Below are 13,161 nucleotides of genomic sequence, written 5' to 3'. Positions count from 1 at the left end.
TTAAGAGGTATTAATTCATGAAAAATCCATATAAAAAGGCAGCAGATCAATATAAGTCTATTGAGTTAAAAACTCGAGTCGAAGCAGCAGATCCTCATGAGTTAATTAACTTACTCTTACAAGGTGCACGCAATCATATTGCTGCAGCACAAGGGAGTATGGAACGCAAACAAATCCGAGAAAAAGGCGAACACATAGGCAAAGCATTGGGTATTATTGCCGGTTTAAAAACCTGCCTAAATCAGGAAGAAGGTGGCGAAATAGCTGCTAACTTACTCCAAATCTATGAACATATAGAAATATTACTTTTAAAAGCTAACTTACATAATGATGAAGAGTTGTTGACTAAATCAAGTGAATTACTACGAGAGATACATGACGCTTGGAAGGAAATTTCTCCCAAAACATCAGAAACAACAAATTAGCCTTACTTTCTAAAAAAGCGTAGTCCGTGTTAGGTGAAGTTGTAATAGGGATATATATGCCACGTCCCCGTATTACGACTTCGTTAATACGGGCAATTTATGGCAAAAATTTTTATAAAGTTATTCATCAACATGCCGCTAACGATAATATGAAACCCCAAATTGAGATCATGCCATGAAAATTATGATATCAATGTTGATCTCAGCATACTTTATGCTGACTAGCTCGCTTGCCCTAGCTGCCACCACTCGTTATGGAGAAAGCCTATGTAGCTCACCAGATTACCTCTGCATTAAAATTAAAAATGGGGAAAGCTGGGATAATCTCTTTCCTAATGCCGAAGAGCGCGATATGGTTCGTCGCATTAATCGCATGAATATATCCTTACGTCCCGGCATGACTATTGCTGTCCCGAAAAACATCGATCGTTTAACAATTTATGATGTATCCCCCTTCCCTCGTTATATAGAATCTACAGGTGAAAAAACGATTTATGTTAGTCAAAAAAAACTAGCCTGGGCAGCCTATGACGTGGACGGTGAACTTCTGTGGTGGGGACCTATTTCATCGGGAATCAGTAAATGTCCAGGAGTACGTGGTGGATGTACTACACCTACAGGTTCATTTCGTATTATTCGCAAACAAGATATAGATTGTGTATCTACGGTATTTCCACAAAGGTCTTATGGTGAAAGTGGTGGTGCTTTGATGCCTTATTGCATGCATTTTTTCCGTGGCTATGCATTGCATGGCAGCGATGATGTTCCAGGTTTTAGAGCAAGCCATGGGTGTGTACGCATGTTTACTGAAGATGCACGTTGGCTTAATGAAGAATTTGTTGATTTACCAGGTGGCGGCATGCAAGGAACTAGAGTAGTTATTGATGCTCCAAACGACGCGAAGGACAAACAAGGCACTTAGCTTATTGGCAGACAAGGTATGAACATATTGAGCGCAGAAAACCCGTTCATTCTGGCCAAAATAGTAGAAATATCAACAAACCATAAACAGGCTGATATTTTATTTGATGTATTTGATATTAATGTGTTATTTTTGGCGGTTGGCTTGTGATTGAACGAATCTGGAGAATGAAACAATAATGGCACATTACAATACACAATCGCTAGAATATTCTGGCAAAAGTTCCATTATGTCATGGATCGTCTGGGGATTAGCTTGTTTGTTCTATTTTTATGAGTGCCTTCTCCAAGTATCTCCTAGTGTGATGAGTAATGAGCTGATGCGGGATTTTGCCGTTACCGGGCAAACACTAGGGATTTTATCCGGAGTCTATTTCTATTCTTATGCAGCAATGCAGCTCCCTGGCGGCGTATTAATGGATTATTTTGGACCTCATCGCCTTTTAACACTTGCAACGGTAGTTTGCGCTGTAAGTACCATTGCCTTCGGAATGACTGATAACTTTTTCATGGCGTGCATTGCCCGATTAATGATTGGCTTTGGGTCTGCCTTTGCCGCAGTAGGAACCATGAAATTGGCCGCAAACTGGTTCCCCGCACAACGCTTTGCATTATTAACCGGTTTAATGGTTACACTTGGAATGCTTGGTGCCATTGGTGGGGAAACGCCATTAGCACTGCTTATTGAAGCTTTCGGCTGGCGAAAAAGCATGATGATTATGGGCTATGTTGGTTTAGTTCTTGCCATATTGATTTTTATTATCGCTAAAGATGCTCCCAAAAACTATCACCCACCGGTACATCATCATCCCAAAGAAGAAGAAGAGCATTTAATACCCAGTCTAATTGCCTTGATGAAAAACAAACAAATTTGGTTGGTCGCCTGTTATGGTGGATTAATGTATATGGCAACTCCAGTATTTTGTGGGCTTTGGGGTGTTCCATTCCTTATGGCAAAAATGGCAATTAGCAAAGAAACAGCTGCTAATTATATTTCCTTGGTATTCGTTGGTTGGGCTATTGCCAGTCCATTATGGGGAATATTTTCTAACCGTATTGGCCTACGCAAGCCACCAATGTACATAGGTTGTGTTGGCGCCCTATTTTGCTCATTATTCTTTATCTTTGCTCCGATTGGCTCCTCTTTTTTAATGCAATTTTTCCTCTTCTTCTTTGGTATATTTTCTGCAGGCTTTTTACCTGCCTTTACTGTAGTTAAAGAATTATGTAATAAAAAATACGTTGCCACGGGTTTAAGTTTTATGAACATGATGAATATGATCGGTATTGCTCTAGCTCAACCACTTATCGGATATATCCTTGATAAATTATGGACCGGTGAGTTGAATGGAACAGTCAGAGTATATCCTATGGAGGCTTATCATACTGGATTAGCTATTCTTCCATTAGGTATGTTCATCGCTTTACTTATTTTGCCTAAGATTAAAGAAACTTATTGCCAAAGCGTCCATTAAACAAGTCATCCTGGGGCAGTGTAACCATACATGTCATCTTGCGGAGCTCCTTCTCTTCGTTCAGGATGACCTGATTTGGGCAAGATGAAGTATTTATCCTCTCGTCCACAGCACCTTAATCATGAAGTTACTCACAAAAATGGCATTTTGAAGTTTCTTGGGTATAATACACACAAATTGTGATCTCAATGTAGGTTTAATCGGCACGCAATAAGCCTGCATTATATTTAAAAGTAGATTTTTATATGGCTAAAAAACTGTACATCAAAACAAATGGCTGCCAAATGAATGAATACGATTCAACAAAAATGGCAGAAGTATTGCGAGAATCTCACGGTTTGGAGAAAACTGATCAAGTCGAAGAAGCAGATGTAATACTACTTAATACCTGTTCTATTCGTGAAAAGGCGCAAGAAAAAGTCTTTTCTCAATTAGGACAATGGCGTGATTATAAAGCCAAAAACCCACATGTAGTAATTGGAGTTGGGGGCTGTGTGGCTAGCCAAGAAGGCTCTGACATTGTTAAACGCGCTCCCTTTGTAGACCTCGTTTTTGGCCCACAAACCTTGCATCGTCTTCCAGCGATGTTGAATGAGCGTATTGAAAAGAAAAAGCCGGTTGTAGATATTAGCTTCCCGGAGATTGAAAAATTTGACCATTTACCTGCACCAAGAGCAGAAGGGCCAACTGCCTTCGTTTCAATTATGGAAGGCTGCAGCAAATACTGCAGCTTCTGTGTAGTTCCCTATACCCGTGGCGAAGAAATCAGCCGTCCTTTTGATGATGTATTGGCTGAATGCTACCATTTAGCGACTCAAGGAGTAAGAGAAATCAACTTGCTCGGGCAAAACGTTAATGACTATCGCGGCAAAATGGAAAATGGCGACATTGCTGATTTAGCTCTTCTCATCCATTATATTGCTGCGATTGATGGAATTGGCAGAATTCGTTTCACTACCTCTCATCCTTTAGCGTTTTCAGATAACTTGATTAATGCCTATGCGGAAGTTCCTGAATTGGCAAATCACTTACATTTACCAATACAAAGTGGTTCTGATCGCATTTTAGGCCTGATGAAACGTGGCTATACCGCATTAGAATTTAAATCAAAAATCAGAAAACTACGTAAAATTCGCCCAGACATTCGTCTGTCTACCGATATTATCGTGGGTTTCCCTGGAGAAACAGATAAAGACTTCCAGGCCACAATGGATCTAGTCCATGAAATCGGCTTTGACATCTCCTTTAGCTTTATTTACAGCCCAAGACCAGGTACTCCTGCGGCTAATTTAGCTGACGACACGCCAATGGAAGTCAAAAAACAACGCCTACAAATCCTACAAAACCGATTGCTACTCCAATCATCACGTTATAGCCAGTCAATGATTGATAGCACACAAAGAATATTAGTAACGGGACATTCGAAAAGAGACAGCCAGCAACTTTCTGGCCGTACTGAATGCAATCGTGTCGTAAATTTTGATGGCCCAGCTCATTTAATTGGCCAATTTGTTGATGTTCATATTAATGAAGCATTACCTAACTCATTACGTGGACGTCTTGTTGAAGTTGAGGCTTACACATCCTAATGATAGAACATATTCAAAAAAAATTAACTGTTCCCCGCGAGCACCATAATCAGCGCATAGACAGTGTGCTCGCGAATCTACTTCCCGAATATTCCCGCTCACAAATCAGTAACTGGATAAAAAGCGGTGCAGTCACCCTGAATCAAAAGTCCTGCAAGCCAAAGGATAAGGCTTTAGATGGTGATCTCATTGAAATTAACGTGGATCTTAATATAATCGACACTAGTTTCGAGTCTTGTGCTCCTGAAGAGATTCCACTCAATATCGTTTTTGAAGATGATGAATTATTGGTATTAAATAAACCTGCCAATATGGTGGTACACCCAGGAGCGGGAAATCGAGATCATACCTTGGTTAATGCCTTATTACATCATGCACCCTCTCAACATCATTTGCCCAGAGCTGGAATTATTCATCGTTTGGATAAAGACACAACGGGTTTATTAGTCGTGGCCAAAAGTTTAACCGCCCATACCTCCCTCATAAGGCAAATGCAGGCGCGAGAAATTCAACGCCACTATATTACTTTGGTGCAAGGCCATCTCATTTCGGGAGCAACCATTGAGACTGGATTTGGACGCCACCCTCGTAACCGCTTAAAAATGGCAGTGCAGGAACACGGGCGCGAAGCAATTACCCATTATTCAATAAACAAGCAATATCAAGACTTTACTCTACTGGATGTTAAATTAATGACTGGAAGGACGCATCAAATTCGCGTTCATTTGGCACATATTAATCACCCAGTCGTTGGCGATCCGCTTTATGGTGGTCGCATGAAAGTTCCTGCTCAAGCATCATCTGAGCTGCGAAACCTCATTCAGGATTTTAAAAGACAAGCTCTGCATGCATGCAGCCTCTCTTTTTTCCATCCTAATACAGACGAGGAGTTGACATTTACAGCACCTTTACCCGATGATTTCCAACATCTTCTTAACACATTGGACGCGCATTATGAAGACTAATTTAGCCTGTTGGCCTGCACCTAAAAATATCACCGCACTGAGTACAACCCGTCTGTCAGGATATAGCTTGGCCCCTTATAACTCCAATAACTTAGGATTAGGAATTGGAGATGATGATCAACATGTTTTGCAAAACCGCCAACAACTGGTTGAGTTACTGCATTTACCTAGCGAACCTCAATGGCTACGCCAGACACACAGCACTCGTTGCGTGTTGGTGGAAGAAGATGCAAATCGAGAGGCAGATGCCTCAGTAACACGTTCAAGTAAACATCCGCTCGTGATTCTTACAGCAGATTGTTTACCCATTACTCTATGCAATGTACAAGGCAATGAAATTGCCGCCATTCATGCAGGTTGGAAAGGCTTAGTAAATGGCATCGTAGAAAATACACTTGCTAAAATGCACAGCAAAGCCTCCGATCTGCTCGCATGGATAGGACCCGCAATTTGCCACAAATGTTATGAAGTGGGCGATGAGGTATATGAAACCTTCACCACGAAATATCCTTTTAGCAAAGAAGCATTTAAGCCAGTTAACTCCAAATGGCTGGCTAATTTGCCGAAAATTGCGGAAATGGTGCTGAACTCTCAAGGCATACACGCGGTATATCAGTCCGAATTATGTACTTTTGAGTCAGAAAGTGAGTTGTTTTCCTATCGAAAAACCTCTCAAACAGGTAGAATAGGCACCTTAATCTGGTTTAATAATCAACCTCAACCTCAGGACTAAAAATGATAAAAAGCATGAAATTACTCTTTAGTGCCCTGCTCCTTGCAACCATGCCGCTAACTTACGCGGCAGATGAAGTGGTTATACCAAGCATGGCACCTGTATTAAAAAATATTATGCCAGCCATTGTGAATGTTGCCGTACAAGGTTACTTACCCAATGAAATCAGCGCCCCGGGAGCCGCTGCAGAAGAAGAAGCACAAAATAATAGACGCTCTAGACAATTACCTGAAAAAGGACGCAAATTTGAAAGCATTGGTTCAGGCGTAATCGTCGATCCGAAACAAGGAGTTATCATTACGAATGATCATGTGATTCGTAATGCCACGCTGATTACCATTACCTTACAAGATGGCCGACGTTTGAAAGCAAAGTTAATCGGTGGTGACAGCGAAACCGATTTAGCGGTGTTAAAAATCGATGCCAAAAACCTAAAATCATTACCTATTGGCGACTCAGATCAACTGCAAGTTGGTGATTTTGTGGTAGCAATTGGTAACCCATTTGGCTTAAATAGCTTTGGTAACAGCCAATCTGCAACCTTCGGGATTGTGAGTGCCTTAAAGCGTAGCGATTTAAATATTGAAGGTGTAGAAAACTTCATTCAAACTGACGCTGCAATTAACCCAGGTAACTCCGGTGGTGCACTGGTTAACTCTAAAGGTGAGTTAATTGGTATCAATACAGCGATTCTTTCACCTTACGGTGGTAACGTAGGTATTGGTTTTGCTATTCCGATCAACATGGCAAAAGATGTTGCACAACAAATTATAAAATACGGTTCTATTCATCGTGGGTTGATGGGAATTTTTGTTCAACACTTAACTCCTGAACTAGCTCAAGCTATGGGATATCCAGAAGATTTCCAAGGAGCATTAGTTGCACAAGTTAATCCTGGTTCTCCAGCAGAATTTGCAGGTTTAAAAGCTGGCGATATTATTACCCAAATCAATAATACTAAAATTACCCAGGGAACTCAGGTAAAAACAACTGTAAGCTTATTACGTGTAGGCACTAGTGCTAAGATTATGGTTCAACGCGATGGCAAACCAATCACCCTTGACGCAGTCGTTACTGACGTTAAATCCCATGAGCAAAAACTGCAATCAAGCAATCCATTCCTTTATGGTTTGGCATTAAGAGCATTTGATCAAGAAACACCACCTCATGGCAATGTTACTGGAGTTCAAGTCGTAGGTGCTGTAGAAAGCAGTGCCGGATGGCGTGCAGGTCTAAGACCTGGTGATATTATTATCTCTGCTAATAAGTCTCCAGTTAAAGACGTAAAATCATTACAACAAATTGCACAACAAAAGAAAAATGAGTTACTGGTACAAGTATTACGTGGACCTGGCGCTCTTTATCTATTAATCATCTAAATTTCTAACCCGTATTAGCACAACCTAATACGGGTTACCCTCTACCCATCTTTCATAAATAATCCTATTGATTTATATAAATAAATCCAATTAAGATAGTAAATAAAACTGCAAAAAAAATGGATTTTTAAATGCTCAAAATGGCCAAGATAGCTATATCCGTGGTTACTTTATTATTTAGCCTTAGTTGTTATGCTGGCAAACCGTTATGGACAATTATTCCAAATCCGGGTTACCCGCCACAAATATCACTCACCTCAGCAAGCACAGCAACAATTAAATATACAATCACCAACCAATCTCGTCGACCACATACCCTGACCATGAAACCCATTGCAGGAATTACACAAATAACTAGCCCTGGCAATTGCCCAGGCTCATTTACTTTGGTATATAAACAATCATGTTCTTTGAACCTATTAGTCAATGGCAATCTTTTAAGTGGCAATATATATGGTGGGCCAATTATATGTCAGCAAGGAAGCCAACTCGAATGTTACCAACCAAGTGCCGTAAATGCTTTAAGTATAAGCTTCATCCCATTAGCAAAATACTTAATTACTCCATTGCCAAGTGTAAATGGTATTATCACACCCAACACACCTCAAACAGTATATGCTGGAACAAATTTAACGTTCACGGCAAGTGCCAACACCGGATATCAAGTGGATCAATGGTTTGTTGATGGTGGAATTGCTCAAAAAGGCGGTTCAACTTTAACACTGTCCCATATTGATGCGAATCATACGGTAGAGGCAAGCTTTGTCCGTGGGGGAACCATCTATGCAGGAACAGCAAGTGGTTTTGTTTATTTTTCTAAAGATAATGGTTTAACCTGGAATATCACTACCCCTCCCTCCAGCGGGTATATGATCAATGGTATTTTTGCTAGCGCCACCACACTGTATGTGGCAAGTGCCGATGGCAAAGTATATTATTCCACGAATAACGGTTCTTCTTGGACTGCAACATCAGCTGTTGCAGGAAATAGCTCCATAAATAGTGTTTTTGTGGTGACAAACGGCTCGACTACCATTTATTGTGTAACTCAGGATGGGCACGTTTATTATTCAGCTGATGGTACTACATGGACAGCAACAGCGACAAATCCAGGCACAGGAGCTATCAATAGTCTATTTATAACACCGGTCAATACGATCTACGTCGGAAGCCAGGATGGAAATGTTTATTTTTCACTAAATAATGGAGTAACCTGGAGCCTGATTAATGGCCCGGAAACAAGTACTCCAGTACCAGTACACAATGTATTTGCCACCAACAGCCAACTTTATGTTAATACTCGCCAAACTACATCTAATGATACCCTGCCCCCAGGGACAATTGATTTTGAATACACTTATTCAAGCAATAGCCTCACCGATACTAATCCTATATGGAACCTGTTATCCCAGATAACCTACACATTGTTCGTCAACTCTGATGCGAGTTTGATGTATGCTGGCACGCAAAGTGGCTATATATTCTCATTAACAACTGGGGATGAATTGGGATTTATAACCCATAGTCCAATAACCAGTTTATATTTTCTAGATTAACTGAGTTATAGGGAGATTACTCATGTCAAAACTTAAATTCTTATTACCATTGAGCTTTATGGTAATGACTTCCTATGCGAATTCAATACAGCCCTTAGCAACTGTGCCCAGCCCCGGACTTAATTTGCTAAGACAGGCAAAGGTGATTAAACCTGTACCTGCAACTACAGAACTGTCATTTACTATATGGCTGAAATTACGCAATAAGGATGCACTCGATCGCCTTGTTCAGGACATTTATGATGCGAACAGCCCTCGTTACCATCACTATTTAACTCCCGCCCTTTATGAACAACAATTTGCTCCAAAAAATGAGACAGAAGAATTAATTCAACATTTTTTTGTAGCTCAAGGCATGCAGGCAAACATAATAAACCATAGCATTCGCGTAAAAGCTACGGCACAGCAAATCGAACAAACACTGCATGTACAAATGAATTATTATCGTTATCAGCAACAAACCGTTTATGCTAATTCGAATGAGCCCAATCTACCACCTGAACTCGCTAAATTTATTTCGGAAATCACAGGACTTAATAACATCCCAGAGTTTCATTCAAATCTCAGTAGTGCTGTTAAGATACAGACTCCGGAAACGCATGATTTGAATTTTATCTGGCGCAATTTTATGCCCAGCGCGATTCCTACCACTACTTCCTTACAAGGTTTTACGGGAGCAAATCTCCAAAAAACCTATAACTTGAGTAATATTCCCCCAATTAATGGAGTACGTTTAGATGGTACTGGACAAACCTTGATAATCGTTGATAAATGTGGCTCTAATGGCCCTGCACAAATATTAAGTGATGCCAATCAATATTTTGTTAGCAATGGCATTAAACCATTTAAGGTGTCTGGACCCGCGAAAAATTTTGCCGTAATTAATCCTGATGGTACCCCCTTTACATCATGTCCAGGCACGCCCTCTTTTAGTAGAGAAATTGTTTTGGATGTTGAGGCGTCGCATACCATTGCCCCTGGCAATAATACTGCTTTGGTTTTGGGAACAAATCAGCGTGATACATTAATTCAGGTCATTCATACCTTAATTCAAAATAATTATAGTATTAACAGCTTTACTAATGCCTATGTTATTTCCAATAGCTGGAGCAGTGCTGAAACCAATGATCCAGCACTAGAATCGACATTAGAACTGGCTGCCGCAGCCGGAATCAGTGTTAATTTTTCTTCTGGAGATTGTGGTGATAATACTTATCCAACAGCATCAAAATGTAATGGGAGTGGGCCCCTAACAGTGAATTACCCATCCAGCTCGGCTTATGTCACTGCCGTGGGAGCAACCGCCTTATTTGTTGATGCGAATTATCGTTATGCATTTGAGACCGTTTGGGGTACCGTACGTTCTATTAGCGGTACCCTATCCTATGATGGAGGCACGGGGGGAGGAATTAGTCAGTATTATGGTCCGGTGTCCTGGCAAAGTTCGATCAGTAGTTTTACTGCCGGAGGCTATGGCGTTATTAGTAGTTTTGGCAGCCTTCGTGCTTTACCTGACGTTGCAATGCTCGGTGATCCACAAACTGGACTATTAATTATTGCCAATGGGACACAAGTAAAAGATGGGGGCACAAGTTTGGCTTGCCCGTTATTTTCAGCGACCTTACTTTTAGTGAATCAGGCCCGTAGCTTATTAAATAAAGGAACTCCAATTGGCCAAGCAGCACCTTATTTATATCAAAAAAATGATGTATTACTTGCCCACAGAGCAATTAACCTCATTATTCCCCCAGCCCTGATTATTAGTGGTGCAACCCCTCCGCCTTCAACCACAATACAGAATACTCCAGCTCCCGCATCTGCATTTACAATTGGTCCTATAACTTTTGGCTGGGATTCAGCGCTTACGGTTGAGCCAGAGGATCAATTCTGGAATGATGCTGTTGGCGTCGGTTCACCAAATATTCCTAATTTTGTAATAGCGATGGCGAATATGTAAACATATTATAAGTTCAACTAGGCTGACTTAAACTGGAAGATCGAATTACCGGGAATTTATCGTAGTAATTCGATCGCCAGAACCTAAGATAATAACCAACAATATTAGCTTATAATTTAAGCAAGAAGTGGCGCTTTATGATAGATCCTTTTAACCACCCAGTTTCTTTGGCGTGTGTGATGGCAAGAGACTCTCATTTGATTCTGAATGTTCCTTACTTATTAAAAAATTCTCCTTGGCCTTTTGATATATTTTTAAACAAACCTCAAAAGTATCGTTTGGAATAAGCGTTCTCAAATATTCAGTGTCAACATTTGGGGTGGCAAACAAATCGCTGTTTACGTAAGCTGGATTCTGCAAAATTTTTTCCATTTCATCTTCAGCACGAACATATTCATTCACAAGCTCCTGCACAGAATAACCAGGAATTACGTTTGAGTTGTGAATAATAATAGGTAACAAGTTTTCCCGCATTAATAAAAATTGAAGCAACAGCATTGAATAAGTCCTACCGACCCCATCTTGAAAGGGATGTAACAATACAGCATGTTTTAAATAGCTAAAAATGGCAGTAAGTTTTCCACCCGTATTTTTTGCTTGTGTTAATTGAGTTTCCAACTCGCTAATTTGCTGTTCACCAATTTTATTTAAGATTTCGTGAATATTCTCTTTTACATGCCCGCCCTCACAATGTTCAACCAAGAAATTACCTTGTGCATTCCATAGCGTATCTGCTAACTCCTTCGAGCTTTTAGTCAAATCAGAAATAATTTGAACAGGTTTGTTATGTTCATAAATCTTAAAAGAATGATAATTATATCCATATTTTTCTTTTATAGATTTTAAATAATCAATTGACTCAATTAAACCAGTTAATGAATCGCCACAATCATTCAATTGCCAGCTTACCCGGGTATGACGAAATTCCCCCGGGGTATGCATGTACATGTTCTTTACATTTTCAGTAGCTATTTTATGTAGGTTTTTAATAAAATTAATGGTCAACGGCTCGTTGTTGGCCAACCGTGATAATACAAAACTTAACCCATTTGTTGCATGTATTAAATAACCTGGCTCTCCATCCTCAAAAGCTTGCCATCCAACCAACTTATCGATGTATTCTGTAAGAAGTTCTTCTTTTCTATTCTCTAATCGAAGAATAGCTAAAAGCTTTTTATCATCCTCACTAGTAAAAATATCAAATAAATCCCCAATCGTTAGGGAATTAAATTCGCTCTTCATTTGCTCTAAAGATAGGCTTCGTATTTTTTCCATAGGAAGACTTTTAAACTTTCTTGAATAGATCTCATAACAGAGCTCAGACCTTGCATCGTACCTTTCTCGCTCAACAAAGAACCTCCAGAATTCAATATCAGGAAAACCTTCTAAAAATCGCCTTAAATTATCTTTATGTGAAGTTTGCTCTTTGGAGTCATGCTGAGTAAAAAAACGGATAGGCATATCATGCGCCATGGTAATACTTTATTCATAAAGTATAGTTTATGAACTTAAAATATGTTAATGAACACTAAAAAAGTTTGGGTCGGAGTTCCTGTAAAGGTAAGCATAGAAAGGAAGAATAGAACCCAAACCATTAAAACGAAGAAGGCAGAATTTCCAAACCTAATAGAAAGGCACAATACGCAACTACTTTGGAAATATAAGAGCCAAAAGTAACAAAATTTTCAAAAAAATATAAAAAAAGACTATTTTTATTAATTTAAGTATTGACATATGCCTGCTAAAAAGACAAAATCTCGGTCCTCGCGGCTATGTAGCTCAGTCGGTTAGAGCGCGGCACTCATAATGCTGAGGTCGGTGGTTCGAGTCCACCCATAGCCACCATTTTTCGTTTAAAATCAATCATATCCTCTTAAAATCTTAAAAAACTTGTTGTTAAGTTTTTAAATTTAGATATCATGTTACTATCTAGGATTTTGCGGTTTTTCAATGCGCTCGATAGTACTTACATTTTTAATATTATGTTTCACATTTGTTTATGCGAATGACATTAATATTTCTACAACCACCAAGGATGGAAATACAACGTTCTTTCTCCAGGCTGGCGCCTTTAATGGCTCTTCCCCATTTCCGGGGGCACTAATCAAGAACACAAAACTTTAACCCTTAACCTATAATTTTCAAAATTTCTAAATCCATA

General features: G+C 39.7%; 11 protein-coding genes and 1 tRNA gene. 11 read left to right on the top strand and 1 reads right to left on the bottom strand.

Annotated elements, in window-relative coordinates; all coding sequences use genetic code 11:
* The first annotated feature begins 17 nt into the window (after positions 1 to 17).
* The 10 genes from fliS to E1P08_RS00015 all read left to right on the top strand — a co-directional run bounded on the left by fliS (position 18) and on the right by E1P08_RS00015 (position 11,000).
* The gene (gene fliS / locus E1P08_RS00055) at positions 18 to 425 is read left to right on the top strand and encodes a flagellar export chaperone FliS (protein WP_133134992.1); all 408 of its coding nucleotides are present in this window, start codon (positions 18 to 20) and stop codon (positions 423 to 425) included.
* Positions 426 to 609: 184 nt separating this feature from the next.
* Positions 610 to 1,347, top strand: a complete 738-nt coding sequence (locus E1P08_RS00050; RefSeq protein ID WP_423202195.1) for a L,D-transpeptidase — start codon at positions 610 to 612, stop codon at positions 1,345 to 1,347.
* An 18-nt stretch (positions 1,348 to 1,365) separates the two neighbouring features.
* Complete coding sequence (locus tag E1P08_RS17600) at positions 1,366 to 1,497, top strand: hypothetical protein (protein ID WP_278041738.1); 132 nt, start codon at positions 1,366 to 1,368, stop codon at positions 1,495 to 1,497.
* A gap of 28 nt (positions 1,498 to 1,525) precedes the next feature.
* Complete coding sequence (locus E1P08_RS00045) at positions 1,526 to 2,821, top strand: MFS transporter (protein ID WP_133134990.1); 1,296 nt, start codon at positions 1,526 to 1,528, stop codon at positions 2,819 to 2,821.
* A 245-nt stretch (positions 2,822 to 3,066) separates the two neighbouring features.
* The gene (miaB, locus tag E1P08_RS00040; protein ID WP_133134989.1) at positions 3,067 to 4,410 is read left to right on the top strand and encodes a tRNA (N6-isopentenyl adenosine(37)-C2)-methylthiotransferase MiaB; all 1,344 of its coding nucleotides are present in this window, start codon (positions 3,067 to 3,069) and stop codon (positions 4,408 to 4,410) included.
* On the top strand, positions 4,410 to 5,375 hold the full coding sequence (rluD, locus tag E1P08_RS00035; RefSeq protein ID WP_133134988.1) for a 23S rRNA pseudouridine(1911/1915/1917) synthase RluD: 966 nt from the start codon (positions 4,410 to 4,412) through the stop codon (positions 5,373 to 5,375). Before miaB ends, rluD begins: the two co-directional genes overlap by 1 nt.
* Positions 5,365 to 6,108: a peptidoglycan editing factor PgeF gene (pgeF, locus tag E1P08_RS00030; protein ID WP_133134987.1), complete on the top strand. Its 744-nt coding sequence runs from the start codon at positions 5,365 to 5,367 to the stop codon at positions 6,106 to 6,108. The genes rluD and pgeF overlap by 11 nt, the downstream gene beginning before the upstream one ends.
* A gap of 2 nt (positions 6,109 to 6,110) precedes the next feature.
* Positions 6,111 to 7,487, top strand: a complete 1,377-nt coding sequence (locus tag E1P08_RS00025; protein ID WP_133134986.1) for a Do family serine endopeptidase — start codon at positions 6,111 to 6,113, stop codon at positions 7,485 to 7,487.
* A gap of 131 nt (positions 7,488 to 7,618) precedes the next feature.
* A complete protein-coding gene (locus E1P08_RS00020; protein WP_133134985.1) occupies positions 7,619 to 9,043 on the top strand; it encodes a DUF6242 domain-containing protein in 1,425 nt (474 codons plus the stop codon).
* A 22-nt stretch (positions 9,044 to 9,065) separates the two neighbouring features.
* Positions 9,066 to 11,000, top strand: a complete 1,935-nt coding sequence (locus tag E1P08_RS00015) for a S53 family peptidase (RefSeq protein ID WP_133134984.1) — start codon at positions 9,066 to 9,068, stop codon at positions 10,998 to 11,000.
* A gap of 150 nt (positions 11,001 to 11,150) precedes the next feature.
* On the opposite strand, the gene E1P08_RS00010 is transcribed toward E1P08_RS00015, so the two are convergent.
* A complete protein-coding gene (locus E1P08_RS00010; RefSeq protein WP_133134983.1) occupies positions 11,151 to 12,461 on the bottom strand; it encodes a hypothetical protein in 1,311 nt (436 codons plus the stop codon).
* Between the two features lie 307 nt (positions 12,462 to 12,768).
* On the opposite strand from E1P08_RS00010, the gene E1P08_RS00005 reads away from it, so the two are divergent.
* Positions 12,769 to 12,845, top strand: a tRNA-Met gene (locus E1P08_RS00005).
* The last annotated feature ends 316 nt before the right edge of the window (positions 12,846 to 13,161 follow it).

This window comes from Legionella rowbothamii (genome assembly GCF_900639985.1).
In the GTDB taxonomy this organism is placed as follows: Bacteria; Pseudomonadota; Gammaproteobacteria; order Legionellales; family Legionellaceae; genus Legionella; species Legionella rowbothamii.
The sequence above is the reverse complement of the archived record's forward strand: the minus strand, read 5'-3'. Positions and strand labels throughout refer to the sequence as shown.

What these genes read in the sequence shown, in the direction of transcription:
- miaB (WP_133134989.1), top strand. Translation starts at nt 3,067, where the DNA reads ATGGCTAAAAAACTGTACATCAAAACAAATGGCTGCCAAATGAATGAA.
- fliS (WP_133134992.1), top strand. Translation starts at nt 18, where the DNA reads ATGAAAAATCCATATAAAAAGGCAGCAGATCAATATAAGTCTATTGAG.
- E1P08_RS00010 (WP_133134983.1), bottom strand. Translation starts at nt 12,461, where the DNA reads ATGCCTATCCGTTTTTTTACTCAGCATGACTCCAAAGAGCAAACTTCA.
- E1P08_RS00015 (WP_133134984.1), top strand. Translation starts at nt 9,066, where the DNA reads ATGTCAAAACTTAAATTCTTATTACCATTGAGCTTTATGGTAATGACT.
- E1P08_RS00025 (WP_133134986.1), top strand. Translation starts at nt 6,111, where the DNA reads ATGATAAAAAGCATGAAATTACTCTTTAGTGCCCTGCTCCTTGCAACC.
- pgeF (WP_133134987.1), top strand. Translation starts at nt 5,365, where the DNA reads ATGAAGACTAATTTAGCCTGTTGGCCTGCACCTAAAAATATCACCGCA.
- E1P08_RS17600 (WP_278041738.1), top strand. Translation starts at nt 1,366, where the DNA reads ATGAACATATTGAGCGCAGAAAACCCGTTCATTCTGGCCAAAATAGTA.
- E1P08_RS00045 (WP_133134990.1), top strand. Translation starts at nt 1,526, where the DNA reads ATGGCACATTACAATACACAATCGCTAGAATATTCTGGCAAAAGTTCC.
- rluD (WP_133134988.1), top strand. Translation starts at nt 4,410, where the DNA reads ATGATAGAACATATTCAAAAAAAATTAACTGTTCCCCGCGAGCACCAT.
- E1P08_RS00050 (WP_423202195.1), top strand. Translation starts at nt 610, where the DNA reads ATGATATCAATGTTGATCTCAGCATACTTTATGCTGACTAGCTCGCTT.
- E1P08_RS00020 (WP_133134985.1), top strand. Translation starts at nt 7,619, where the DNA reads ATGCTCAAAATGGCCAAGATAGCTATATCCGTGGTTACTTTATTATTT.